Genomic DNA, 24,123 nt, shown 5'->3' on the forward strand with positions numbered 1-24,123 from the left:
TGGGAGAGCGCTTGCATGGCATGCAAGAGGTCGACGGTTCGATCCCGTCTAGCTCCACCAAATCGATGCCATGCGCATCACTCAGGGCCAGCCTAAGCGCTGGCCCTGCTGTTCGAAGGTTCTGTCCCCTTCGTCTAGTGGCCTAGGACACCGCCCTTTCACGGCGGTAACAGGGGTTCGAGTCCCCTAGGGGACGCCACTTTCAATTTCCCGCTTTGCGGGCTTTTCAAGGGTCATTCCAGCTTGGGATGGCCCTTTTGTTTTTCTGCCCTGTTTTTTCAGTACCGACGAATGGTTTCGCGATCGGCTTGCGTTTTTGTATTACACAAATAATATTATGAGTGTAATTCAACTGGAGGCTGACATGAGCGAGAAGAAAGCCCAGACCCGTGAACGCATCTTGCAGGCCGCCGCTTCGGCCATGCTGCAGCACGGTCCGCAGGAGCCGGGTGTAGCTGATGTAATGGGTGCTGCCGGATTGACGGTGGGCGGTTTCTACGCTCATTTCGCCAGCAAGGATGCCCTGATGCTGGAAGTGTTCGAGCAGCTGTTGCGTAAGCGTCGCGATCTCATGGCTTTGATCGATCAATCCCTTCCTGGCGCGGAAAGGCGTGCTCTCGCCGCCGGCTTCTATTTGTCGCGCAAGCACCGGGATGCCACGCGCTCAGGTTGCCCACTTCCCAGTTCCTTGAGTGCGATGGCGCAGCTGCCGGGTGCGTACCGGGAGTTGCTGGTGGGGCACCTGGAAGTACTCAGTGCCAGGATGTGCGACAGCCCTGAGGAGGTCGACATGGCGCTCGCTGATATCGCGCTCATGGTGGGCGGATTGGCTTTGGCGCGGGCCCTGGGTGAGGGTGATCTATCCGATCGAGTACTGCGTGCCGCCAAGTCGGCGGTCATTTGAGGAGTCTGATGATGAATAGCCTGAGCCTCATTCGCGGCGTAAACGCTACCCTTGGCCGTCTGGCGCCGCGGGTCGTAGCCCGCCGCATGCGTCGCCAGTTCATGACTCCCCGCAACCTGGCCCCGCGGGAATGGGAGATGCAGTTGCTCGGCACCTCAGAGCGGATCACCTTGCGCTTTGGTCTTTCCGCGCTGCGCTGGGGAAGCGGTCCAACGGTCTTGCTGATGCATGGCTGGGAGGGGCGTCCGACCCAGTTCGCCAGTCTGATCGAGGCGTTGGTAGCGGCCGGCTATGGAGTGGTGGCGCTGGATGGTCCTGCCCATGGGCGCTCGCCCGGACACGAAGCGAATGTGGTGCTTTTCGCCCGGGCATTGCTGGAGGCCGCAGGGGAGTTGCCGCCGCTGCATGCGGTTATCGGGCACTCCATGGGCGGTGCGAGTGTCCTGCTGGCCAGCCAGATGGGCTTGCGTGCCAAGGCTCTGGTGAGCATCTCCGCTCCCAGCCGAATCCTTGGGCCATTACGTAGCTTCGCCCGTTTCATGGGGCTGCCGCCAAAAGCACGAGCTCATTTCGTCAATCAGGTGGAACGGCACGCGGGCATCTCCGTTGCCCACCTCGACGTGGAGCGTTACCAGATGGATATACCCGGTCTGGTAGTGCACGCCGAGGACGATCCGCTGGTGCCGGCCGCGGATAGCCAGGCCATCCACGATGCCTGGTTCGACAGCCAATTGCTCCGACTGGAGCAAGGAGGCCACCAGCGTTTGCTCGCCGATACCCGCGTGATCCAAGCCGTGCTAACTCTACTGGCCCAGGTTCGGGACGCCCGCCTCGGAGCAGAAGCTCTGCGTTGAGGCTGGCAGGTGACCTGCCGACAGTGCTCTACTTCCAACGTTCACCGACCCGTTCTGTTCGCTTGCGAGAATGAGCTGGGGACTTTGCAATGTGGAGAGCTGACATGAGCCTGACGATGGATGTGGTGCTGCAGCGGGCGCGACCGGTTCTGCCCGTACTGGTGATCGAAGATACCGGGTTGGCCCTGGACCTCGCCGGGGCGCTGAGCGCGGGGGGGGTCGAAGTGCTGGAGGTGACCCTGCGTACGCCGCGGGCGCTGGACGCGCTGGCGGCGATCCGCAAGGAATTCCCGGACCTGCTGGTGGGCGCCGGTACCTTGATCCATACCGAGCAATTCCTCGAGGCTCGCGACGCCGGAGCGCATTTTGCCGTCAGTCCTGGATGTACCGAGCGCCTCGCGGCTGCCGCCGAAGACTCCGGCCTGCCGTACCTGCCTGGCGTGATGACGCCCTCCGAGGTTCTGCTGGCGCTCGAGTACGGCTATCGCTCCCTGAAGCTATTCCCGGCCAATGGCAATGGCAGTGTGAAGATGCTGAAAAGCCTCAAGGGGCCGTTTACCGGCATCCGTTTCTGCCCGACCGGCGGCGTCACCCCGGACAATCTGCCCAGTTTCCTGCGCCTGCCCAATGTGGCCTGCGTGGGCGGCACCTGGATCGCGCCTTCCAGCCTGATCCGTGCCCGCGCCTGGGACCAGATCACTCAACTCGCCACAGAGGCCCGCGAACTGGCCAGCAACCTGGAGCAGCATTCATGAACTGGGACATGCCCACTCCCTTCGTCATCGATATCAAGGTGGCTGCGGAAGACATCGATGGCCTTGGTCACGCCAACAACGCCGTGTATGTCAGTTGGTTGGAGCGTTGTGCCTGGCGGCATTCCCAGAATCTTGGGCTGGACCTGGCCGAATACCGCAGACTCGACCGCGCCATGGCGGTGTTGCGGCATGAGATCGATTACCTTGCTGCAGCCTATGAGGGCCAGGAGCTGCAGATGGCGACATGGATCGTGGAGTCGGACCAACGCCTGAAGATGGATCGGCGCTTTCAACTGATGCGGCCGGAAGATGGCGCCACCCTGTTGCGGGCGAAAACCACCTTCGTCTGCATCGAACTTTCCTCGGGCAGGCCGAAACGCATGCCGACCGAGTTCGTCGAGGGCTATGGCCAGGCGCTGCAGCCGCCTTTTCCGCTGGAACTCTGAAGCTCAGTCCGCCGCCGGAGCGAGGAGCACCTCGTGCTGGTTCTGCACGATACGAAAATGACGGACTTCGCCAGGCTGGAAGATGGCCGACTGCGGGTCGCCGGCAAGCAGCCCGGAGCAGTAGCCGGCCCCGTTCTGCGCCACTCTCAGCGCGACCTCGCCTGCAGGTACCGGGATACTCACCGACTGGCCCGGCGCTATTTTCGCCACGAGTTCGTTCTGTACGTAAAGGTCGATGTCGCATGCGTTCGGGGTGTTCTCGTCACGACTGACCAGAAGCTCGCCGATGGCGTCCGGCGCCGGTTGCAGCGCAGGTGACATAATCGCCTCGCTGGCGGCGAAAACTGCCGTGGCGGCCAGCGTGAGTGCGGCAAGGACGGGTACGAGCGAATTCATCGTGGCGTTTCTCCTGCGCTGAATCGGTGAAAGTTCGACCACCAGTCCAGCCGGATGCTCCCCGGGATATTCGCCGTCCGTCATGCTGCGTAAACTACGCGCCTTTTTCCTGTGAGCCTGTAATCCATGCAAATCGCCCTGGCCCCGATGGAAGGGCTGGTCGACGAAATCCTTCGCGATGTGCTGACCCGTGTCGGTGGCATCGACTGGTGCGTGACCGAATTCATCCGGGTTTGCGACCGTCTGTTGGCGGCCAGTACCTTCGAAAAGTTGGCCCCCGAGCTGGCCGATGGCGCGCGCACCCGCGCCGGTACGCCCATGCGCGTGCAATTGCTGGGTTCCGATCCGGTCTGCCTGGCGGATAACGCAGCCTTTGCCTGCGAGCTTGGGGCACCGGTGATCGACCTCAATTTCGGCTGCCCGGCCAAAACCGTGAACAAATCGCGGGGCGGTGCGGTCCTGCTCAAGGAGCCCGAACTGCTCCATGCCATCGTTTGCGAAGTGCGCCGCGCCGTGCCCACGGATATCCCGGTGACAGCGAAGATGCGTCTCGGTTTCGACAGCCCCGACGGCGCCTTGGATTGCGCGCGCGCTCTGGCCGATGGCGGTGCCCAGCAGATCGTGGTGCACGCGCGAACCAAGGTCGAAGGCTACAAGCCGCCAGCCCACTGGGAGTGGGTGGCGCGGGTGCAGGATGCGGTCAAGGTGCCGGTCTTCGCCAATGGCGAGGTCTGGACCCTGGCTGACTGGCGCCGCTGTCGCGAAGTGAGCGGGGTGGAAGACATCATGCTTGGCCGAGGTCTTGTGTCGCGACCCGACCTGGCTCGACAGATTGCGGCAGTGCGCGCCGGAGAGCCGGTGGTGGAAATGACCTGGGCGGAGCTTCAGCCGATGCTCCAGGACTTCTGGCGCCAGGCCAGGCGCAAGCTGGCTCCGCGCTATGCGCCGGGGCGCATGAAGCAGTGGCTGGGCATGCTCACCCGCAGCTATCCCGAGGCGGTCGCGTTGTTCGCAGAGGTTCGCCGGGAGAATGACTGCGCCCAAATCGACGCCTTGCTCGGAGTTCCGGACCTGCAGAGAGAGTGGGCTGAAGCCGTCTGAGCCTCAGCGGCCGCCCGAGACATCGAGGAAGCTTCCGCTGGTATAGGACGCTTCCTCGCTGGCCAGCCAGAGGATCGCTGTAGCCACTTCCTCCGCTTCACCTCCTCTCCCCATGGGCACCGACTGGCGCACGCGCTCGACACGGTCCGGTTCGCCGCCGCTGGCATGGATCTCGGTGTGGATCACTCCAGGGCGCACTGCGTTGACGCGAATCCCTTCTCCCGCCAGTTCCTTGGCCAGCCCCAGGGTCATGCTGTCGATGGCCCCCTTGGCGGCGGCGTAGTCGATGTACTCGTTGGGAGCACCAATGCGCGCGGCGATGGACGACAGGTTGACGATGGCGCCGCCCTGGCCGCCATGCCGGGTCGACATGCGCTTGATGGCTTCCCGGGCGCAGAGAAAGTTGCCCACTACATTGGCCCGCAGCACCCGCTCGAAGCGAGCCACGTCCATGTCCTCCAGGCGCATCTGGCGCTCCAGCATACCGGCGTTGTTGACCAGCACATCCAGCCGCCCGAACTCTCGGTCCAGGCGGTCGAACATTTCCAGTACCTGGGATTCATCACCGACATCCGCGCACAGGGGGAGCGCACGGCCGCCAGCGGATTCGATTTCGCGTGCCAGGGTTTCAGCCGCTTCCCGCTGCTGTCGATAGTTGATGCCCAGGGCGTAGCCGCGTTGTGCGGCGAGGCGGGCCGTGGCGGCACCGATGCCACGGCCAGCACCAGTGATCAGCATGACTTTCTGCATGGGATTTCCTTGGGGGCTTGAAATGCTTTCGGCTGTCCTTATCTAGGGTACTGCGGGGCGCCGAAGTCGGGTCCCGCACTTGAACCACTTGCTGATTATTCAGGAGATTTTCATGAGCACTGCATTTTCCCTCGCCCCTCTGTTCCGTCATTCCGTGGGCTTCGACCGTTTCAATGACCTGTTCGAATCCGCCCTGCGCAATGAAAGTGGCAGCACCTATCCGCCCTACAACGTCGAAAAGCACGGTGACGACCAGTACCGTATCGTCATCGCCGTGGCCGGCTTCCAGGAAGAAGACCTGGAGCTCCAGGTCGAGCGCGGCGTGCTGACAGTGGGTGGCGGCAAGCGTGAGAAGAGCGACGAATCCGTCACCTATCTGCACCATGGCATCGCCCAGCGTGCCTTCAAGCTGTCCTTCCGCCTGGCCGACCACATCGAAGTCAGGAATGCTGGCCTGCAGAATGGCTTGCTGAACATCGACCTGGTGCGCGTGGTGCCAGAAGAGGCCAAGGCCAAGCGCATTCCGATCAACGGGCAGCACGCAGTGCTGGAGAACTGATCTCCTGGCATCACCCTGAAAGGAAGAGGGCGCCTACGGGCGCCCTTTTTCATGCCTGGTTTCAGGGGGGCGGAGGTCGTTGCTGGCTGTGGGCCAGTAGCGCGCGGAACTCCGACAGCGGCACCGGCTTGCTGTACAGGTAGCCCTGGTACAGGTGACAGCCCTGTTGCTCGAGGAATGCCAATTGTTCGTCGCGTTCCACCCCCTCGGCGATAATTTCCAGCCCCAGGCTGCGTGCCATGGCGACAATCGCACGGATGATTTCGGCGTCGTTGGGGTCCTGGGTGGCGTCGCGAACGAATGACTGATCGATTTTGAGCGCGTCGACCGGTAACCGCTTCAGGTAGGTCAGGGACGAGTACCCGGTGCCGAAGTCATCCATCGCAAAGCTGGTACCGAGCTTCTTCAGGCGTCGCATCTTGCCAATGGTGTCCTCGATGTTCTGGATGACGATGCCCTCGGTGACCTCCAGTTTCAGTAGCTGGGCAGGTAACTGGCTCCGTTGCAGGCTGCGTTCGACCCGCTCGACGAAATCGCTCTGGCGGAACTGCCGTGGGCTGATATTCACGCACAGGCTGAATTCACCGGCTTCGACCAGGCCCTCGGCCGTCAGCTGCTCGCAGGCGTTGCACGCTTCATCCAGTACCCAGGCACCCACTTCGAGGATCAGGCCGCTTTCCTCCAGTACCTGGATGAACTGGCCGGGCGACTGCTGGCCCAATGTCGGATGCTGCCAGCGGAGCAAGGCTTCTGCCCCTACCACGCGGTTGTTGCGGGCATCCACCTGGGGCTGGAAATGCAACTCGAACTCCCCGCGGGCCAAGGCCTGGCGCAGGTCGTTCTCCAGGCGCAAACGTTCGCTGGCTGCTTCCTGCATGGTGCTGCGGAAAATCTGGATGGCGTTCCGTCCGGAATCCTTGGCGCGATAGAGAGCGATGTCGGCACGTTTGAGCAGATCCGCCGGGCTGGCCCCGTGGTCCGGGATCAGGGCGATGCCGATACTGGGAGTGACCTGGAGACGGTGTCCGTCGAGCAGCATGGGTTCAGCCAGCAGCTTGCGCAGCTTGTCGGCGATCTCGCGAACCTGCCGGGTGACTTCCGACCGCTTGCCTTCGAGTCCGGTGAGCAGCACCACGAACTCGTCGCCGCCCAGGCGCGCTACGGTGTCTTCCAGTCGCACACTGGCTTCCAGGCGGGCCGTGACCATCATCAGTACGGCATCGCCGACGGGGTGGCCGAGCGAGTCGTTGATGTGCTTGAAGTGGTCGAGGTCGAGGAAGAGCAGGGCGCCACGCATGTGGTGGCGCTGCAGCAAGGCGATCTGCTGGGTCAGGCGATCGGTTAGCAGGGCACGGTTGGGCAGGTTGGTCAGCGGATCGTGGTAGGCCAGGTGCTGGATCTGTGCCTGGGCGTCCTTGAGCGCACTGATGTCCCGTGCAGTCAGCAGCAGGCAGGGCGTGCCGTCCAGCTCGATCTGCTCCACCGAGACTTCCACCACCTTCTGGCTGCCATCGCGGTGCTGGCCCAGCATCTCCAGGTGGTGGACGCGGCCATTGCGTGTGATCAGTTCAATCAGGTGCTCGCGTTCTGCTGGATCGGCCCAGATGTTCATTTCGCTGACGGTGCGGCCCAACACCTCGTCGGCACGGTAGCCGGTCAGGCGGCTGAAACCTTCGTTGACCTCGATGTAGCGGCCGGATTCGCGCTCGGTGATGGTGATGGCGTCGGGGCTGGAGTGGAATGCCTTGGCGAACTTCTCCTGGCTGGCCTTGAGTGCGGCCTCAGCCTGTTGGCGCGCGGTGATGTCCCGGAAGGTCGTGGTGATGCAAAGCTGGCGTTCGACGCGTATGAAGCGGCTGGAGACCACGCACGTCAACAGGCGGCCATCGCGGGTCAGGAAGCGCGCTTCCACGTTGTCCAGGCCCTGGTCGCGCAGCAACTGGCCGAACAGGCTCGAGCGCTGCTCCGGGTCTGCCCAGAATTGAATGTCCGGAGCGCTGCGGCCGACGATCTGCTCAGGCTGCCAGCCGAACACCTCGCTGAAGCTCGGGTTGATCTCGATGAACAACCCGTCGCGGATTCGCGAAACGCAAATGGGGTCGGGGCTGGCCTGGAACAGGGTGACGAACTTCTCTTCCGAGGCCGCCAGGCGTTGCTCGCGGCGAACCCGTTCGCTGATGTCCATGAGGATGCCGGTCATCCGCTGTGGCCGGCCCAGCTCGTCGCGATAAAGCTTGGCGGTGCTCTCCAGGTAATGCACTTCGCCGTCGGCGAAACGTGTGCGATAGGTCACCTGGTAGTCGTTCTCGTGACCCTCCAGAAGTCCCTGGTAGGCACGGCGCATGCTCTGGCGGTCTTCTTCCGGTACGCATACGAAGAAGTCACGAAACTCGCCTTCGAAGGGTTCCTTGGCCAGGCCGTGCAGGGCCGATGCGCGGGCCGAGCCGTACAAGGTGCCGTTGGCGATGTGCCAGTCCCAGGTGCCCAGGTCGGCGGATTCGAGCGCCAGGTTGAGGCGCTCCTGGCTGTCCTTGAGGGCCTGTTCCTGGGCACGCTGGCGGGTGACGTCGCGGACGGTCAGCACCAGGCAGGTGCGGCCATTCAGTTCGATCTCCTCGCCGTAAAGCAGGCAGATGGCATGGCTGCCATCCCGTCGCCTGAGATTCACTTCCAGTTCATCGAGGCGGCCGTCGCGCTGCAGGGTTTCGAGCATTGCATGACGTTGCGCCGGGTCTTCCCAGATACCCAGTTCCAGGGAGCTGTGGCCGATGGTTTCTTCCTGGCTCCAGCCGAACTGACGCTCGAAGCCGACATTGATCTCCAGGAACAGGCCACTGGCGCGATCGGTTATCACCACGGCTTCTGGCGTGCTGCGGAAGGCCTTGGCGAACTTCTCTTCGCTGATGCGCAGCGCATTCTCCGCGCGCTTGCGTTCGGTGGTGTCGAGGAAGGTGCTGATGAGGTACGGCTCGCCTTCCAGCTCGACGTATTGGCTCGAGAGCAGGCCATCGAGGATGCGGCCGCTGCGGGTGCGCAGCTTCACTTCCTGTGCAACCGGCGAGCTGCTGCCACGGGCATTGCAATGCAACCATTCGCGCTGGCTGAGATCCTCCCAGATGCCCAGGTCCAGGGTGGTACGGCCAATGGTTTCGCTCACCGGCCAACCCAGCACGTCCTCGAAATGCTGGTTGGCTTCGACAATCCGGCTGTCGCTGAGGCGAACCAGTAGCACCACGTCCGGACTCAGGTGAAAGAGGCTCGAGTAGCGTTGTCTCGAGTTGACCAGTTCCTGGGCGCGTTGCTGCTGTTGTGTGACGTCCCTGATGACGCCAACCATGCGACGTTTCCCGTTACCTTGGGGTTGCAGACTGCCATTGATTTCCAGCCAGTGCAGGCTGCCGTCGGGCCAACGGATGCGGTGGCGCATGGCGCGTTCCGCCTGGCGCCCGGCGAGAGCTTCCTGGAACAGGCGCAGCACTTCGACGCGATCGTCTTCGGGAATCAGTTGTATGTAATCAACGGGTTCGCTGAGCGGCTGGCGCGGGTCCAGCCCGAATAGTGCCTGGGCACCTCGTGACCAGCTGACCTGGCCGGTATCGATATCCCACGACCAGGCGCCAAGTCGGGCGCCGTTCAGCGCTGCGAGCAGGCTGGTGGCGTCCTGCCAGGATTGCTCGAATGCGACAGGGTCAAGGGCAGGAATATGGGGGAATGGAGGATTCGGCTCACTGGCTTTGCGCATGCGCGCCCCTTTCCGGCGATAGGGCAGATGTTCGGGTCGGTGAACTGCAGGGACGCCCCTGACGCTTTCCCGACCCTTTTCTTATGCTGTGCGCGTCAACTTATCCTTTGCCTTCACAGATACGCAAGGTCGTCGCGTTGCGCATCCAGCAGCGCCATGAAGGCTTTGGCGGCGTTGGAGAGCGTGCGCTCGGTGTGCAGGATGTAGCCGAGCTGGCGTGAAAGCTGGATGTCCTGCAGGGGCAGACGTACCACGGAGTCGTCAAGCATGGTACGCGGCAGCACGCTCCAGGCGATGCCGATGGAAACCATCATCTTGATGGTTTCCATGTAGTTGGTGCTCATGGCGATGTTCGGCATCAGGCCTTCGGCCTCGAACATGCGGCGGACGATGTGGTGAGTGAAGGTGTTGCCGCCCGGGAATACCGCCGGATGTCGTGCTACGTCCGGAAGGAAGATGGTCTTGTCGCGGGCCAGCGGATGTTCCGGCGCTGCGACGAAATCCAGCGGGTCGTTCCAGACCGGCACCGCCTGCACGGGCAATGCGGTTTCAGGTGCGAGGGTGATCACGGCCAGCTCCACTCGGCCGTGGAGGATTTCCTCATAGGCCACTTCCGAGTCGAGGAACTGGATGTCCAGGGCGACTTGCGGATAGGCGCGGGTAAAGGCGCGTAGCAAAGGCGGCAGTCGGTGCAGGCCGATGTGGTGGCTGGTGGCCAGCGTCAGGCGGCCGCTGATGTCACCGGAAAGGTTGCTCAGCGCGCGGCGAGTGTCGTCCAGCACGTTGAGGATCTGGTAGGCACGCGGGAGTAGGGCGCGCCCGGCCTCGGTCAGGCTCACTTCGCGACCCAGGCGGTCGAACAGACGCACGCTGAGTTGCTGTTCCAGCGAGGCGATGCGCTTGCTCACCGCAGGCTGGGTCAGGTGCAGGCGCTCACCCGCTTCAGAGAAGCTGCCGGTCTCGGCGATGGCGATGAAAGCATTGAGGCTGGCCAAATCCATATCTGGACTCCGTGGGTTGCTGGCGCCGGTAGTATCCGCATTCCTTGATGGAATGCTTTAAATAAAAAATATGAATTTGAGTTATTCGATGCAAGCCCCTACGATCGTCCCCACAAGCAAAAGGGGCTTTTCGACCCCTGCGCACAGAAACAAGCTGACGAGGACCTGACGATGGCCGGCAAGACGCTCTACGACAAGCTCTGGGATGCACACGAGGTGAAGCGCCGCGACGATGGTTCGTCGCTGATCTACATCGATCGTCACATCCTTCACGAAGTGACCTCGCCGCAGGCCTTCGAAGGGCTGCGTCTGGCGGGCCGCAAGCCGTGGCGCATCGACGCCAACATCGCGACTCCCGACCATAACGTGCCGACCACCCGCGCCGAGCGCCAGGGTGGCCTCGAAGCCATTGCCGACGAAGTGTCGCGCATCCAGGTCAAGACCCTGGACGAGAACTGCGATGACTTCGGCATCCTCGAGTTCAAGATGAACGACGTGCGCCAAGGCATCGTCCACGTGGTAGGCCCGGAGCAAGGCGCCACTCTGCCGGGCATGACCGTGGTCTGCGGCGACTCGCACACCTCCACCCACGGCGCTTTCGGCGCGCTGGCCCACGGCATCGGCACCTCAGAGGTCGAGCACGTGCTGGCCACCCAGTGCCTGGTGGCGAAAAAGATGAAGAACATGCAGGTACGCGTGGAGGGCAAGCTGCCCGCCGGCGTCACTGCCAAGGACATCGTGCTCGCCGTGATCGGCAAGATTGGCACCGCTGGCGGCAACGGCCATGCCCTGGAGTTCGCCGGCAGCGCCATCCGTGACCTGTCCGTCGAAGGCCGCATGACCATCTGCAACATGTCCATCGAGGCCGGTGCCCGCGTCGGCCTGGTGGCCGTGGACGAAAAGACCATCGCTTATGTCGAAGGTCGCCCGTTCGCGCCGAAAGGTGTTAATTGGGACAATGCCGTGGCTGCCTGGCGTGACCTGGTTTCCGACGCTGATGCGCATTTCGACACCGTGGTCGAGCTGCGCGCCGAAGACATAAAGCCGCAGGTGAGCTGGGGCACTTCGCCAGAAATGGTGCTGCCGGTCGATCAGCGCGTGCCGGATCCAGCCGCTGAAGCTGATCCGGTCAAGCGCGGTTCCATTGAGCGCGCCCTGAAATACATGGGGCTCGCCGCCAACCAGGCGATCACCGATATCCAGCTGGACCGCGTATTTATCGGTTCCTGCACCAACTCGCGTATCGAAGACCTGCGCGCCGCCGCTGAAGTGGCCAAGGGCCGCAAGGTCGCTGCCACCGTCAAACAGGCGCTGGTGGTGCCGGGCTCCGGCCTGGTCAAGCAGCAGGCCGAACAGGAAGGCCTGGACAAGATCTTCCTTGAGGCGGGGTTCGAGTGGCGCGAGCCGGGCTGCTCCATGTGCCTGGCGATGAACCCGGATCGCCTGGAGAGTGGCGAGCATTGCGCATCCACCTCCAACCGCAACTTCGAGGGGCGTCAGGGCGCTGGTGGCCGTACCCACCTGGTCAGCCCCGCCATGGCAGCCGCTGCCGCGGTGACCGGCCGTTTCGTCGATGTTCGCGAGTTGCTCAAGTAAGGAAGGAGAGTCGAGATGAAAGCCTTTACCCAACACACCGGTCTCGTCGCTCCGCTGGATCGCGCCAACGTCGACACCGATCAGATCATTCCCAAGCAGTTCCTCAAGTCGATCAAGCGCACCGGCTTCGGCCCCAACCTGTTCGATGAGTGGCGCTACCTGGATGTGGGGCAGCCGAACCAGGACAACTCCAAGCGTCCGTTGAACCACGACTTCGTGCTGAACTTCCCGCGTTACCAGGGCGCCAGCGTGCTCCTGGCCCGTGAGAACTTCGGCTGCGGCTCCTCTCGCGAGCACGCACCCTGGGCGCTCGACGAGTACGGATTCCGCGCGATCATCGCGCCGAGCTACGCCGACATCTTCTTCAACAACAGCTTCAAGAACGGTCTGCTGCCGATCATCCTGAAGGACGAGGAAGTCGATGAACTCTTCCAACAGTGCGAGGCCGCCGAGGGCTACCAGCTCACCGTTGACCTTGCCGCGCAGACAGTCACCCGCCCGGATGGCAAGCAGTACAGCTTCGAAGTGGACGCCTTCCGCAAGCACTGCCTGCTCAATGGCCTGGACGATATCGGCCTGACCCTGCAGGACGCCGAAGCGATCAAGGCCTTCGAAGGCAATTACCGCCAGGGCAACCCCTGGTTGTTCCGCGACGCCTGATATCCAGGAGCACGAAGTGAACGATAAGGCCCATGCGCAGGTCGTCCAGAGTCAGTTCGGTGAGCAGGCCGCTGCCTACCTGAGCAGTGCCGTACATGCCCAGGGCACCGAGTTCGCCCTGCTGCAGGCTGAAGTGGATGGGCGAAGCGATGCGCGGGTGCTGGACCTCGGCTGCGGTGCTGGCCATGTGGCCTTTCATGTAGCGCCGCTGGTCGGCGAAGTCGTTGCGTACGACCTCTCCGGGCAGATGCTTGACGTAGTGGCGAGTGCCGCTGCCCAACGCGGGTTCGGTAATGTGGTTACCCAGCAAGGGGCGGCCGAAATGCTGCCCTTCGCTGACGCCAGTTTCGATTTCGTCTTCAGCCGTTATTCGGCGCACCACTGGAGCGATGTCGGTGTAGCCCTGCGCGAGGTGCGCCGTGTCCTGACGCCGGGCGGCGTAGCTGCCTTCATCGACGTCGCTTCGCCGGGGCGCCCACTGCTGGATACCCACCTGCAGGCCGTGGAAGTGCTGCGCGATACCAGCCATGTGCGCAACTATTCGCCCGCAGAGTGGTTGCGCCAGGTGTCCGAGGCCGGCCTGGCGACTCGTAGCCATACCCGCCAGCGGCTGCGACTGGAGTTCACTTCCTGGGTCGAGCGCATGCGCACGCCGATGGTGTTCCGCGAGGCGATCCTGGCGCTGCAGAAAGCAGTGGGTGATGAGGTTCGCGAGTATTTCGAGATTGCGGCAGACGGCTCCTTCAGCACCGATGTCGTGGTGCTCTGGGCCGAACGCTAGAACGAATTGCATGGCGCGGAGTGCGCCTAACGAGAGGAAAGCATGAGCAAGCAGATTCTGATTCTTCCTGGCGACGGTATTGGCCCGGAGATCATGGCCGAAGCGGTTAAGGTGCTGGAAGTCGCCAATGACAAGTTCCAGCTGGGCTTCGAGCTGACCGAGGATGTCATCGGCGGCGCAGCCATCGACAAGCACGGCGTACCCCTGGCCGACGAGACACTGGAGCGTGCGCGCAAGGCCGATGCCGTCCTGCTGGGTGCCGTGGGCGGCCCGAAATGGGACAAGATCGAGCGCGACATCCGTCCGGAGCGCGGTCTGCTGAAGATCCGTTCGCAGTTGGGCCTGTTCGCCAACCTGCGTCCGGCCATCCTCTATCCGCAACTGGCCGAGGCCTCCAGCCTCAAGCCGGAAGTGGTTGCCGGCCTGGATATCCTCATCGTTCGCGAGCTGACCGGCGGCATCTATTTCGGCCAGCCCCGCGAGCAGCGTGTTCTGGAAAACGGCGAGCGTCAGGCCTATGACACGCTGCCGTATAGCGAAAGCGAAATTCGCCGTATCGCGCGCGTCGGCTTCGACATGGCCCGCGTGCGGGGCAAGAAGCTGTGCTCGGTGGACAAGGCCAACGTCCTGGCTTCCAGCCAGCTGTGGCGCGAAGTCGTCGAAGAGGTGGCCAAGGACTATCCGGACGTTGAGCTCAGCCACATGTACGTCGACAACGCCGCCATGCAACTTGTGCGTGCACCCAAGCAGTTCGACGTCATGGTCACCGACAACATGTTCGGCGACATCCTGTCGGATGAGGCTTCCATGCTCACCGGGTCCATCGGCATGCTGCCCTCCGCCTCGCTGGACTCGAACAACAAGGGCATGTACGAACCCTGTCATGGGTCGGCACCGGATATCGCCGGCCAGGGCATCGCCAACCCGTTGGCGACCATACTTTCCGTATCGATGATGCTCCGCTACAGCTTCAACCAGACTGCTGCTGCCGACGCCATCGAGAAGGCCGTCAGCCTGGTGCTGGACCAGGGGCTGCGGACGGGCGATATCTACTCCGCTGGTGCGACCAAGGTCGGTACCCGCGAAATGGGCGATGCTGTGGTCGCGGCACTGCGGAATCTGTAATCTGTCGGGCCCGCTGGAATACCAGCGGCCCACTTTTTCACGAAAGGTGTAGTTGTCATGAAGCGTGTAGGTCTGATCGGTTGGCGCGGCATGGTGGGTTCCGTGCTCATGCAGCGAATGCTGGAAGAGCGGGATTTCGACCTGATCGAGCCGGTGTTCTTCACTACTTCCAATGTCGGTGGCCAGGGCCCTGCGGTCGGCAAGGACATTGCCCCGCTGAAGGACGCCTACAGCATCGACGAGCTGAAGCCCCTCGATGTGATCCTGACCTGCCAGGGTGGCGACTACACCAACGAGGTGTTCCCCAAGCTGCGCGAAGCAGGTTGGCAGGGCTACTGGATCGACGCTGCTTCCAGCCTGCGCATGCAGGATGACGCGGTGATTGTGCTCGATCCGGTAAACCGCCGGGTCATCGACCAGCAACTGGACGCCGGTACCAAGAACTACATCGGCGGCAACTGCACCGTCAGCCTGATGCTGATGGCTCTGGGTGGCTTGTTCGAAGCCGGCCTGGTCGAGTGGATGAGCGCCATGACCTACCAGGCTGCCTCCGGCGCCGGCGCGCAGAACATGCGCGAACTGATCAAGCAGATGGGCGCGACACATGCGGCGGTGGCCGACGATCTGGCCAACCCGGCCAGTGCCATCCTCGACATCGATCGCAAAGTGGCTGAAGCCATGCGCGGCGAAGATTTCCCTACCGAGAACTTCGGTGTGCCCCTGTCCGGCAGCCTGATCCCGTGGATCGACAAGGAACTGCCTAACGGCCAGAGCCGCGAAGAGTGGAAAGGCCAGGCCGAGACCAACAAGATCCTCGGTCGCTTCAAGAGCCCGATCCCGGTGGATGGCATCTGCGTGCGCATCGGCGCTATGCGCTGCCACAGCCAGGCACTGACCATCAAGCTGAACAAGGATGTGCCGATCGCCGATATCGAAGGCATGATCAGCCAGCACAATCCCTGGGTGAAGCTGGTGCCGAACCAGCGCGAAATCAGCATGCGCGAACTCACTCCGACCGCCGTGACCGGTACCCTGACCGTTCCGGTCGGCCGTCTGCGCAAGCTCAACATGGGCTCGCAGTACCTTGGCGCCTTCACCGTCGGTGACCAGCTGCTGTGGGGCGCAGCCGAGCCGCTGCGCCGCATGCTGCGCATCCTGCTGGAGCGTTGATGGATCGCAGGGTGCCGATGAGGCTCGTCGGCACCCTCTGACCCTCGATTGCCTGCGTGCGGGGTGACGGTTAAAGTGCCGCTCCTCGCATCGCCAGAAGTATCCCCCCATGAGCCAGACCCTCGATATCGCCGTGATCGGCGCCACCGGCACCGTTGGCGAAACCCTCGTCCAGCTCCTCGAAGAGCGGGATTTTCCGGTCGGAAACCTTCATCTGCTTGCCAGTGGCGAATCCGCCGGCTCATCGCTGCCTTTCAAAGGGCGCAACCTGCGGGTGCGGGATGTGGCCGAATTCGACTTCTCCCAGGTTCGCCTGGCTTTCTTCGCGGCTGGTGAGGCAGTGACCCGCAGCTTTGCTGCGCGCGCGACGTCCGCGGGATGCTCGCTGATCGATCTGTCCGGGGCCCTTGATCCGGTCAAGGCCCCTGGCCTGGTTCCGGAAGCCAATCCCCAGTTGCTCGATACGCTCTCGGCGCCCTATCAATTGAGCAGTCCCAGTGCCTCATCGGTGGCGCTTGCCTGCGTGCTGGCGCCGCTCAAGAACCTGCTAAAGCCACAGCGCATCAGCGTGATGGCCAGCCTGGCGGTTTCCTGTCGTGGCCGTGAGGGCGTAGCCGAGTTGGCGCGCCAGACAGCCGAGCTGCTCAATGCGCGACCACTGGAGCCGCGCTTTTTCGATCGCCAGATTGCCTTCAACGTCCTGGCTCAGGCCGGTGCACCGGATGCCGAAGGGCATGCCTCCCTGGAGCGTCGCCTGGCGAGCGAGATCAAACAGTTGCTCGGCGAGCCGGATTTGCGTGTGTCTGCCACATGCGCCCTGGCTCCAGTCTTCTTTGGAGACAGCCTGGCAGTATCGGTCGTGGCAGAGCAGCCGGTGGATGTCGCCAAGGTGCGCGAGCGGCTCGGGATAGCGCCGAGCGTCGAGTTTGTGGAAGAAGAAGGTGATTATCCGACCGCTGTCGGCGACGCCGTAGGACAGGATTCGGTATATGTAGGCCGGGTTCGAGGTGGGTTGGATGACCCGTGCGAACTCAATTTGTGGATTGCTTCAGATAATGCAAGAAAAGGCGCTGCGCTCAATGCTGTGCAGTCGGCCGAGTTGTTGATAAAACACTATCTGTCAAAGATACTTACCTGAAAATTTGTAGAAATATTCTAGCTTGACAATACTGGCTTGGCCTTATCGTTGATGGGGAGCCGCCGTTTCGGCGTGCGCAGGCAGCGACTTAAGACCCTCCTCTCGCGCAGCGAGAAAAAAGATAAAACAAGGGAATCACTCTATGGTTCGGGTTCGCAAACTTGTGCTGGCAATCGCGGCTGCATCCGCGCTGACTTCGGGTGTGGCCAACGCCCTGGGACTCGGGGAAGTCACCCTGCGTTCTTCCTTGAACCAGCCACTGGATGCGGAAATCGAGCTGCTGGAAGTTCGTGACCTGGCGTCGGCCGAGGTCAAGCCGATCCTGGCATCGGCCGAGGAGTTCTCCAAGGCGGGTGTCGACCGTCAGTATTTCCTGCAGGACCTCAAGTTCACCCCGGTGGTCAAGCCCAACGGTCGCAGCGTTATCCGCGTGACTTCGAGCAAGCCAGTCCGCGAACCCTATCTGAACTTCCTGGTCGAGGTGCTTTGGCCCAATGGCCGCCTCCTGCGTGAGTACACGCTGCTCCTCGATCCGCCGCTTTACTCGCCGCAGGCTGCCGCCGCTGCCGCGCCGAAGATCCCGGTTGCCGCTCCGGCTCCGCGTCCCGCGGTAGCCCCGTCCCCAGCGCCAGTTCGCAGTGCCCCGGCAACTTCCAGCGTCGCGCCGCGTCCCAGTGCTCCAGCGCCGGCTCCTGTCCCCGCTCCTGCGCCGGCGGCCAAGGCGCCAACCGACCAGTACCGCACCACATCCCGCGATACCCTCTGGGAGATCGCTGAGCGCACACGTGCCAGTGGCTCGGTGCACCAGGCCATGCTGGCCATCCAGGATCTGAACCCCGATGCCTTCGTCGATGGCAACATCAACCGCCTGAAGAGCGGCCAGGTACTGCGTCTGCCCGATGAAAAGCAGATTGCCAGCCGCACCCAGGCCGAGGCTATTTCCCAGGTACAGGCGCAGAACACCGCCTGGAGCGAAGGTCGCAGTCTGGCCGGGGAGGGCAAGCGCCAGCTTGACGCCACCAAGCGCAGCAGCGCGGACGTCGCTCCGGAGAAAGTTGAGACCCAGGACAGTCTGCGCCTGGTTTCCGCTGCGAGCGGTAAGGCTTCCAGCGGCAGCGACAAGGGCGCCAACGGCGAAAGCAAGGCGCTCAGCGACAAACTGGCCGTTACCCAGGAGAGCCTGGATTCGACTCGCCGCGAGAATGATGAGCTGAAGAGCCGCATGACCGATCTGCAGAGCCAGATGGACAAGCTGCAGCGTCTGATTCAGCTCAAGGATGATCAGCTCGCGAAGCTGCAGTCCAACATGGCCAACCAAGGCAAGCAGGCTCCTGCTGCCTCCGCAACTGCCGCGCCCGCCGCGGTAGCCGCAGCCCCGGCCCAGCCTGCCGCAACTCCGGCCCAGCCGGCTGCCGCTGCGCCGGCACAGCCTGCTCAACCGGCGGCACAACCTGCTGCGCCGGCGGCAGCGAATCCGACGCCAGCCCCGGCCCAGCCTGCTGCTCCAGCAGCCGCTGCTCCGGCCCAACCGGCAGCTGCCGCTCCGGCACAGCCCATCGCACCGACCCAGCCGACTGCACCTGCCCAGCCTGCAGCACCCGCCGCAGCGCAGCCGCCCAAACCGGCGGAACCCGCCAAGCCGGCCGCGCCAGTCAAGCCTGTGCAGACCGCACCGGCTGCGCCTGTGGTCGAACCGCCGCAGTCCAGCATCATCGACGATGTGCTTGCCAACCCCATGCTGCTGCTCCTGGCGGGTGGCAGTGCGCTCGTGGCCTTGCTGGTTCTGCTGATGGTGCTGTCGCGCCGCAATGCCTTGAAAGAGGCCGAGCTGCAGAACGGTCTTGCCGCGCAGGACGACGAGAACAGTTTCGACGGTGATCTCGATCTGAAGGACGACGGTTTCTCTGGCCTCGATAGTCCGGATCTGGACGCCGCGGTTGCCGACGCGCCGGATGCTGCTCCCGCCAAGGCCGACGAGCGTGTCACCGCGCAGACTGGCGACGTGATCAGCGAGGCCGACATTTACATCGCCTACGGCCGCTTCAACCAGGCTGGCGAGCTGTTGCAGAACGCCATCAATGATGAGCCGCATCGCAGCGATCTTCGCCTCAAGCTGATGGAGGTCTATGCCGAACTGGGAGATCGCGAAGGTTTTGCGCGCCAGGAAAGCGAGCTCCGCGAAATTGGCGGCGCGAACGGCGAAATCGAGCAACTGAAAGGCAAGTACCCAGCCATGGCCGTTGCCGCCGTAGCAGCCAGTGCGGCTGCGGGGCTGGCTGCGGCAGACGATCTCGATGGCTTCAGTCTCGATGACCTGACCCTCGACGATGTTCCGGCAAACGCGCCGACAGCTGGCAGCGCTGATCTGGACGACGCATTCGACCTCAGTCTGGATGATCTGGATTCCGACCTCGATCTGGAGCTTGCAGACGAAAAACCGACCGTCATCCAGCCGGCTGCAGCTCCGGTCGATGATCTGGGGCTGGACGATCTGGAGCTCGACCTCCCAGCCGCGCCGGTCAAGGCCGAAAGCGATCTGGATTTCGATCTGGATATCGGTGGTAGCGACGAACTGCTGACTGGCGACGAGAGTCTGGAACTCAGCGACGACTTGGCTGACTTCAGCCTGGATCTGGAGCCGACTACCCAGCCGGCGACGGCCGATGAGGAAGATTTCCTGCTGAGTTTGGACAGTGACCTCGACACGCCGCTGACTGCCGAAGCACCCGCTCCGTTAGCAGAAAAGGAAAGCGAAGGTCTGCTCGGTCTGCCGGCTGATTTCGACCTCTCGTTGCCCGACGAGCCGATTGCCGAGCCGCTGGCTGACAATGACAGCTTTGCCGCGCAACTGGACGAAGTGACCGCCGAGCTGGATCAGCTCTCCGACAGTCTGCAGAAGGCGCCGGAACCCGAGCCGGTTGCCGTACTGGAAGATGAGACGGCAGACCTCGGCCTGGGGCTGGGCGAGGAGGACGACTTCGATTTCCTCTCCGGTACCGACGAAACCGCGACCAAACTGGATTTGGCTCGTGCCTATATCGACATGGGTGACACTGAAGGCGCTCGCGACATCCTCGACGAGGTGCTGTCCGAGGGTAGTGACACCCAGCAACAGGAAGCGCGCGAACTGATCGCACGACTCAGCTGATAGATGACAGATGTAGTACCCGCAGCGGCAGCCAATTCGGCTGCCGCTGGCATTTACAGAATTGCCCTTGGCGTTGAATACAAGGGTTCGCGATATCGCGGCTTCCAGCGCCAGATCGACGGGGTTCCTTCTATCCAGGGCGCGCTGGAGAAAGCCCTTTGCCGTGTGGCGGGTGGTGCCCCGGTGACACTCTCCTGCGCCGGACGTACGGACGCCATGGTTCATGCCAGTGGCCAGGTCGTGCACTTCGATACACCCGTCTCGAGGTCTGCGCTCTCCTGGGTGATGGGGGCTAACGCGAACCTGCCGCCGGATATCAGTGTTACCTGGGCGCGGGAGATGCCGAAGAATTTCGATGCCCGCTTCAGCGCCATGGCCCGGCGCTATCGCTATGTGATCTACAACGACGAGATTCGTCCGGCGCACATGGCTGAGGAAGTGACCTGGAACCACCGCCCCCTGGATGTCCAGCGTATGCGCGAGGCTTCGCGCTGCCTGGTGGGAACCCATGACTTCAGTGCGTTTCGCGCCAGACAGTGCCAGGCGAAATCGCCGATCAAGACGGTGCATCACCTTGAGCTGATTGAGCACGGACGCCTGATCGTGCTCGATATCCGCGCCAATGCATTCCTCCACCACATGGTGCGCAATATCGCCGGGGTGCTGATGACCATCGGTGCCGGCGAGCAGCCGGCGGAGTGGGCGGAGCAGGTGCTGGAGGGGCGGATCCGTCGGGAGGGCGGCGTGACAGCGCATCCCTATGGGCTCTATCTGGTGCGTGTCGAGTACCCCGAAGAGTTCGAGCTCCCCCAGCGTTACCTGGGGCCGCACTTTCTTTCCGGTTTGCCGGATTGCGCGGGCTGACGCTGCGTCAGGGCTTTGCTAACATCCGTGGTCTTTAGCCTTCAGGTGCCCGCATCTTGTCAGCCGTTCGCATCAAAATCTGCGGTATTACCCGAATCGAGGACGCCCTGGCTGCGGTTGCTGCCGGGGCGGATGCCATAGGTTTTGTGTTCTACGCCAAGAGTCCGCGCGCCGTAACTTCTGCCCAGGCGGGTGCCATCATCGCTGCGCTGCCGCCATTCGTGACTACTGTCGGGCTCTTCGTCGACATGCCGCGGGCTGAGCTGAAGCAGTTGCTGGAAGTGGTGTCCCTTGACCTGTTGCAGTTCCACGGAGATGAAAGCCCGGCGGACTGCGCGGGCTACGGTCGCCCCTACATCAAGGCGCTGCGGGTCAAGCCGGGTGATGATGTTGCGGCGGCGATCGCACGCTACCCCGACGCATCCGGTGTTCTGCTCGACACCTATGTCGCGGGCACCCCTGGTGGCACCGGCGAAGCCTTTGACTGGAGCCTGGTGCCCCGGAATGCGGTAAAGCCGGTGATTCTCGCTGGCGGTCTGACCCCCGAGAATATCGGCGAAGCGGTGCGCCAGGTTTGCCCTTATGCCGTGGATGTCAGCGGTGGCGTCGAGGCCAGCAAGGGCATCAAGGACGCAGCAAAGATTCAAGCCTTCATCCAACGGGCACGTGCCTGACATGCAGATCGCGGAAGATTTCGCGTATTTGCTTGCTGGCGCGTCTCCTGCATATGTGACGGACAGCGCGTCGCTGCCGTCCATAACCGAGTTGCCCAGTCAGGCGAAGCCTGTCGGGTCACGCGGCAAGGCTGCGTCGATCGGGCCTGTTTTTTTAGAGGGTGGTGGTGAGGCCATCACCAGGGTGATCCCCGGTTACATGCTGAGTGCCGGGGTCGCAACCATGAATTCGCTCAAGGACATGCGCGGGGCTATGAACCGCTAGCGCGTGTTCGGGCCTGAAAGCTGTGGAGAACTAGAGCATGAGCAACTGGCTGGTAGACAAGCTGATCCCTTCGATCATGCGTTCTGAGGTGAAGAAGAGCTCCGTTCCGGAAGGCCTCTGGCACAAGTGCCCGTCCTGCGAGGCGGTGCTTTACAAGCCCGAGCTGGAAAAGACGCTGGACGTCTGCCCTAAGTGCAACCACCACATGCGCATCGACGCGCGCACTCGCCTGAACATCTTCCTGGACCCGGAAGGTCGCGAAGAGATCGGGGCTGACCTGGAACCGGTAGATCGCCTGAAGTTCCGTGACAGCAAGAAGTACAAGGACCGCCTGGTAGCCGCCCAGAAAGATACCGGCGAGAAAGATGCGCTGATTGCGATGAGCGGCACCCTGCACAAGATGCCGATCGTGGCTTGCGCCTTCGAGTTTTCCTTCATGGGGGGCTCGATGGGGGCCGTCGTCGGTGAGCGCTTCGTTCGCGCCGCCAACGTTGCCCTGGAAAAGCGTTGCCCGCTGGTCTGCTTCTCCGCCTCCGGTGGTGCGCGGATGCAGGAAGCCCTGATTTCTCTGATGCAGATGGCCAAGACCTCCGCAGTCCTGGCCCGCCTGCGTGAAGAGGGCATCCCCTTCATTTCCGTACTGACCGACCCGGTCTACGGTGGCGTTTCGGCCAGTCTGGCGATGCTTGGCGACGTGATCGTCGGCGAGCCGCGCGCCCTGATCGGCTTTGCCGGTCCGCGCGTGATCGAGCAGACCGTGCGCGAGAAGCTGCCGGAAGGCTTCCAGCGCAGCGAGTTCCTGCTGGAGCACGGCGCCATCGACATGATCATCCCACGCGCAGAGCTGCGAGAGCGCCTTGGTCGGCTGCTGGCGCAGATGCTGCGTCTACCTTCCCCGGCTATCGCATGACCCAGAAAACCCTTGCCGACTGGCTTTCCTATCTTGAACAGCTCCACCCCACAGCCATTGACATGGGGTTGGAGCGTAGCCGCGAAGTTGCCGAACGGCTGGGCCTGACCCGGCCGGCTCCGAAAGTGATCACGGTCACCGGCACTAACGGCAAGGGTTCCACTTGCGCTTTCCTGGCCGCGCTATTGCGCGCTCAAGGGCTCAGGGTTGGTGTGTACAGCTCGCCGCACTTGCTGCGTTACAACGAGCGCGTCCAGTTGAACGGCCAGGAGGCTACCGATCAGGCGCTCTGCAATGCGTTCGCCGCGGTAGAAGCCGCGCGCGGCGAAATCTCTCTTACTTATTTCGAAATGGGCACCCTGGCAGCCTTTTGGTTGTTCCAGCATGCAAGCCTCGATGCCGTGGTGTTGGAAGTTGGCCTTGGCGGTCGCCTGGACGCAGTGAATCTGGTGGATGCCGATCTCGCTCTGGTGACCAGCATCGGCCTGGATCACGCGGACTGGCTCGGCGACACACGGGAAAGCGTGGCCTTCGAGAAAGCAGGCATTTTCCGCGCGGGCAAGCCGGCCCTGTGTGGCGATCTGGACCCGCCTCAACCGCTGTTGGACCAGGCGCATGCGCTTGCCGCGCCGCTGTTCTTGCGCGGAAGAGAATTCGACCTGGCGCAGGGCGATGGCGGTTGGCACTGGCGTGGTACCTGCGCTTCCGGGCAGGTGCTGGAACTGCATGATCTGCCTCTGCTCGACTTGCCTATGGAAAACGCCGCTCTGGCACTTCAGGCCTATGCGCTGCTGGGCATGCCCTGGCAGCCGGAAGCCCTCCAGGCCGCGCTGATCGGTACGCGGGTCACCGGAAGACTGGATCGCCGCAACCTCGACTGGCACGGCAAGAGGGTTTCCCTGCTGCTGGATGTCGGTCATAACCCCCATGCGGCCGAGTACTTGGCGGCACGCCTCGCTGCCCGCCCGGTTGCCGGCAACCGCCTGGCTGTTTTCGGTCTGCTTTCCGACAAGGATCTTCCCGGCGTTCTTGGCCCCCTGAGCGCGCGACTGGCCCACTGGGCTGTGGCGCCATTGCCCACCCCGCGTAGCCGTCCCGCATCGGAACTGCAGGCGGCATTGACGAACCTTCACGCAAGCGTCAGTGTCCACGAAAATATCGCCGCAGCTCTCGAGGCGCAGTGTGAGCGGGCGTCACCGGACGACGAGATTCTGGTGTTCGGTTCGTTCTACAGTGTGGCTGAGGCGCTGAGCTGGCTGGATAACCAAGCAGCGGGGGAGTAGG

22 protein-coding genes and 1 tRNA gene are annotated in these 24,123 nt (G+C 63.0%); 19 read left to right on the forward strand and 4 right to left on the reverse strand.

Annotated elements, in window-relative coordinates:
• Positions 1-123: 123 nt before the first annotated feature.
• The 5 genes from E8E75_RS27385 to E8E75_RS27405 all read left to right on the forward strand — a co-directional run bounded on the left by E8E75_RS27385 (position 124) and on the right by E8E75_RS27405 (position 2,959).
• A tRNA-Glu gene (locus E8E75_RS27385) sits at positions 124-199 on the forward strand.
• 165 nt (positions 200-364) lie between these two features.
• On the forward strand, positions 365-904 hold the full coding sequence (locus E8E75_RS27390; protein ID WP_120651790.1) for a TetR/AcrR family transcriptional regulator: 540 nt from the start codon (positions 365-367) through the stop codon (positions 902-904).
• Between the two features lie 11 nt (positions 905-915).
• A complete protein-coding gene (locus E8E75_RS27395) occupies positions 916-1,758 on the forward strand; it encodes an alpha/beta fold hydrolase (RefSeq protein WP_120651789.1) in 843 nt (280 codons plus the stop codon).
• Positions 1,759-1,862: 104 nt separating this feature from the next.
• Entirely contained in the window at positions 1,863-2,513 is a 651-nt protein-coding gene (locus E8E75_RS27400; RefSeq protein WP_153921026.1) for a bifunctional 4-hydroxy-2-oxoglutarate aldolase/2-dehydro-3-deoxy-phosphogluconate aldolase, read from the forward strand.
• Entirely contained in the window at positions 2,510-2,959 is a 450-nt protein-coding gene (locus tag E8E75_RS27405) for a thioesterase family protein (RefSeq protein ID WP_120651787.1), read from the forward strand. The genes E8E75_RS27400 and E8E75_RS27405 overlap by 4 nt, the downstream gene beginning before the upstream one ends.
• A 3-nt stretch (positions 2,960-2,962) precedes the next feature.
• Here E8E75_RS27405 and E8E75_RS27410 read toward each other — a convergent pair whose 3' ends face one another.
• Positions 2,963-3,355: a hypothetical protein gene (locus E8E75_RS27410; RefSeq protein ID WP_120651786.1), complete on the reverse strand. Its 393-nt coding sequence runs from the start codon at positions 3,353-3,355 to the stop codon at positions 2,963-2,965.
• 126 nt (positions 3,356-3,481) lie between these two features.
• On the opposite strand from E8E75_RS27410, the gene E8E75_RS27415 reads away from it, so the two are divergent.
• Entirely contained in the window at positions 3,482-4,456 is a 975-nt protein-coding gene (locus E8E75_RS27415) for a tRNA-dihydrouridine synthase (RefSeq protein WP_153921028.1), read from the forward strand.
• A 3-nt stretch (positions 4,457-4,459) separates the two neighbouring features.
• On the opposite strand, the gene E8E75_RS27420 is transcribed toward E8E75_RS27415, so the two are convergent.
• Positions 4,460-5,206: an SDR family oxidoreductase gene (locus E8E75_RS27420; protein WP_153921030.1), complete on the reverse strand. Its 747-nt coding sequence runs from the start codon at positions 5,204-5,206 to the stop codon at positions 4,460-4,462.
• A gap of 112 nt (positions 5,207-5,318) precedes the next feature.
• Between E8E75_RS27420 and E8E75_RS27425 the strand changes: the two genes are divergently transcribed.
• A complete protein-coding gene (locus tag E8E75_RS27425) occupies positions 5,319-5,765 on the forward strand; it encodes an Hsp20 family protein (protein WP_120651783.1) in 447 nt (148 codons plus the stop codon).
• Positions 5,766-5,826: 61 nt separating this feature from the next.
• Here E8E75_RS27425 and E8E75_RS27430 read toward each other — a convergent pair whose 3' ends face one another.
• Both E8E75_RS27430 and E8E75_RS27435 read right to left on the reverse strand, forming a co-directional pair.
• Positions 5,827-9,507 (reverse strand): PAS domain S-box protein, encoded by a 3,681-nt coding sequence (locus E8E75_RS27430; protein ID WP_153921032.1) that lies wholly within the window; start codon positions 9,505-9,507, stop codon positions 5,827-5,829.
• Positions 9,508-9,620: 113 nt separating this feature from the next.
• Positions 9,621-10,508, reverse strand: a complete 888-nt coding sequence (locus E8E75_RS27435) for a LysR family transcriptional regulator (RefSeq protein ID WP_077525439.1) — start codon at positions 10,506-10,508, stop codon at positions 9,621-9,623.
• A 171-nt stretch (positions 10,509-10,679) separates the two neighbouring features.
• Between E8E75_RS27435 and leuC the strand changes: the two genes are divergently transcribed.
• From leuC to folC, 12 genes are all read left to right on the forward strand, one after another.
• On the forward strand, positions 10,680-12,104 hold the full coding sequence (gene leuC / locus E8E75_RS27440; protein ID WP_120651781.1) for a 3-isopropylmalate dehydratase large subunit: 1,425 nt from the start codon (positions 10,680-10,682) through the stop codon (positions 12,102-12,104).
• A 15-nt stretch (positions 12,105-12,119) separates the two neighbouring features.
• Positions 12,120-12,764: a 3-isopropylmalate dehydratase small subunit gene (leuD, locus tag E8E75_RS27445; protein WP_120651780.1), complete on the forward strand. Its 645-nt coding sequence runs from the start codon at positions 12,120-12,122 to the stop codon at positions 12,762-12,764.
• 16 nt (positions 12,765-12,780) lie between these two features.
• Positions 12,781-13,545, forward strand: coding sequence for a class I SAM-dependent methyltransferase (locus tag E8E75_RS27450; protein ID WP_120651779.1), 765 nt, complete (start codon positions 12,781-12,783; stop codon positions 13,543-13,545).
• 42 nt (positions 13,546-13,587) lie between these two features.
• Positions 13,588-14,670 carry a 3-isopropylmalate dehydrogenase gene (gene leuB / locus E8E75_RS27455; protein WP_120651778.1) on the forward strand — a complete coding sequence of 361 codons (1,083 nt, stop codon included), beginning with the start codon at positions 13,588-13,590 and terminating at the stop codon, positions 14,668-14,670.
• 57 nt (positions 14,671-14,727) lie between these two features.
• Entirely contained in the window at positions 14,728-15,840 is a 1,113-nt protein-coding gene (gene asd / locus E8E75_RS27460) for an aspartate-semialdehyde dehydrogenase (protein ID WP_280359969.1), read from the forward strand.
• A 109-nt stretch (positions 15,841-15,949) separates the two neighbouring features.
• Positions 15,950-16,978, forward strand: a complete 1,029-nt coding sequence (locus E8E75_RS27465) for an aspartate-semialdehyde dehydrogenase (protein ID WP_153921034.1) — start codon at positions 15,950-15,952, stop codon at positions 16,976-16,978.
• Positions 16,979-17,120: 142 nt separating this feature from the next.
• Positions 17,121-20,126, forward strand: coding sequence for a FimV/HubP family polar landmark protein (locus tag E8E75_RS27470; protein ID WP_153921036.1), 3,006 nt, complete (start codon positions 17,121-17,123; stop codon positions 20,124-20,126).
• A 3-nt stretch (positions 20,127-20,129) separates the two neighbouring features.
• Positions 20,130-20,990, forward strand: a complete 861-nt coding sequence (gene truA / locus E8E75_RS27475) for a tRNA pseudouridine(38-40) synthase TruA (protein WP_153921038.1) — start codon at positions 20,130-20,132, stop codon at positions 20,988-20,990.
• A gap of 56 nt (positions 20,991-21,046) precedes the next feature.
• Complete coding sequence (locus tag E8E75_RS27480; protein WP_153921040.1) at positions 21,047-21,664, forward strand: phosphoribosylanthranilate isomerase; 618 nt, start codon at positions 21,047-21,049, stop codon at positions 21,662-21,664.
• Position 21,665: 1 nt separating this feature from the next.
• On the forward strand, positions 21,666-21,929 hold the full coding sequence (locus E8E75_RS27485) for a hypothetical protein (RefSeq protein WP_120651754.1): 264 nt from the start codon (positions 21,666-21,668) through the stop codon (positions 21,927-21,929).
• A 37-nt stretch (positions 21,930-21,966) separates the two neighbouring features.
• Positions 21,967-22,839, forward strand: coding sequence for an acetyl-CoA carboxylase, carboxyltransferase subunit beta (gene accD, locus E8E75_RS27490; RefSeq protein ID WP_120651753.1), 873 nt, complete (start codon positions 21,967-21,969; stop codon positions 22,837-22,839).
• Positions 22,836-24,122, forward strand: a complete 1,287-nt coding sequence (gene folC, locus E8E75_RS27495) for a bifunctional tetrahydrofolate synthase/dihydrofolate synthase (RefSeq protein ID WP_153921042.1) — start codon at positions 22,836-22,838, stop codon at positions 24,120-24,122. Before accD ends, folC begins: the two co-directional genes overlap by 4 nt.
• The last annotated feature ends 1 nt before the right edge of the window (position 24,123 follow it).

The sequence above is a fragment of the Pseudomonas sp. BN606 genome (genome assembly GCF_029873115.1).
In the GTDB taxonomy this organism is placed as follows: Bacteria; Pseudomonadota; Gammaproteobacteria; order Pseudomonadales; family Pseudomonadaceae; genus Metapseudomonas.

What these genes read in the sequence shown, in the direction of transcription:
- E8E75_RS27390 (WP_120651790.1), top strand. Translation starts at nt 365, where the DNA reads ATGAGCGAGAAGAAAGCCCAGACCCGTGAACGCATCTTGCAGGCCGCC.
- E8E75_RS27395 (WP_120651789.1), top strand. Translation starts at nt 916, where the DNA reads ATGAATAGCCTGAGCCTCATTCGCGGCGTAAACGCTACCCTTGGCCGT.
- E8E75_RS27400 (WP_153921026.1), top strand. Translation starts at nt 1,863, where the DNA reads ATGAGCCTGACGATGGATGTGGTGCTGCAGCGGGCGCGACCGGTTCTG.
- E8E75_RS27405 (WP_120651787.1), top strand. Translation starts at nt 2,510, where the DNA reads ATGAACTGGGACATGCCCACTCCCTTCGTCATCGATATCAAGGTGGCT.
- E8E75_RS27410 (WP_120651786.1), bottom strand. Translation starts at nt 3,355, where the DNA reads ATGAATTCGCTCGTACCCGTCCTTGCCGCACTCACGCTGGCCGCCACG.
- E8E75_RS27415 (WP_153921028.1), top strand. Translation starts at nt 3,482, where the DNA reads ATGCAAATCGCCCTGGCCCCGATGGAAGGGCTGGTCGACGAAATCCTT.
- E8E75_RS27420 (WP_153921030.1), bottom strand. Translation starts at nt 5,206, where the DNA reads ATGCAGAAAGTCATGCTGATCACTGGTGCTGGCCGTGGCATCGGTGCC.
- E8E75_RS27425 (WP_120651783.1), top strand. Translation starts at nt 5,319, where the DNA reads ATGAGCACTGCATTTTCCCTCGCCCCTCTGTTCCGTCATTCCGTGGGC.
- E8E75_RS27430 (WP_153921032.1), bottom strand. Translation starts at nt 9,507, where the DNA reads ATGCGCAAAGCCAGTGAGCCGAATCCTCCATTCCCCCATATTCCTGCC.
- E8E75_RS27435 (WP_077525439.1), bottom strand. Translation starts at nt 10,508, where the DNA reads ATGGATTTGGCCAGCCTCAATGCTTTCATCGCCATCGCCGAGACCGGC.
- leuC (WP_120651781.1), top strand. Translation starts at nt 10,680, where the DNA reads ATGGCCGGCAAGACGCTCTACGACAAGCTCTGGGATGCACACGAGGTG.
- leuD (WP_120651780.1), top strand. Translation starts at nt 12,120, where the DNA reads ATGAAAGCCTTTACCCAACACACCGGTCTCGTCGCTCCGCTGGATCGC.
- leuB (WP_120651778.1), top strand. Translation starts at nt 13,588, where the DNA reads ATGAGCAAGCAGATTCTGATTCTTCCTGGCGACGGTATTGGCCCGGAG.
- asd (WP_280359969.1), top strand. Translation starts at nt 14,728, where the DNA reads ATGAAGCGTGTAGGTCTGATCGGTTGGCGCGGCATGGTGGGTTCCGTG.
- E8E75_RS27465 (WP_153921034.1), top strand. Translation starts at nt 15,950, where the DNA reads ATGAGCCAGACCCTCGATATCGCCGTGATCGGCGCCACCGGCACCGTT.
- E8E75_RS27470 (WP_153921036.1), top strand. Translation starts at nt 17,121, where the DNA reads ATGGTTCGGGTTCGCAAACTTGTGCTGGCAATCGCGGCTGCATCCGCG.
- truA (WP_153921038.1), top strand. Translation starts at nt 20,130, where the DNA reads ATGACAGATGTAGTACCCGCAGCGGCAGCCAATTCGGCTGCCGCTGGC.
- E8E75_RS27485 (WP_120651754.1), top strand. Translation starts at nt 21,666, where the DNA reads ATGCAGATCGCGGAAGATTTCGCGTATTTGCTTGCTGGCGCGTCTCCT.
- accD (WP_120651753.1), top strand. Translation starts at nt 21,967, where the DNA reads ATGAGCAACTGGCTGGTAGACAAGCTGATCCCTTCGATCATGCGTTCT.
- folC (WP_153921042.1), top strand. Translation starts at nt 22,836, where the DNA reads ATGACCCAGAAAACCCTTGCCGACTGGCTTTCCTATCTTGAACAGCTC.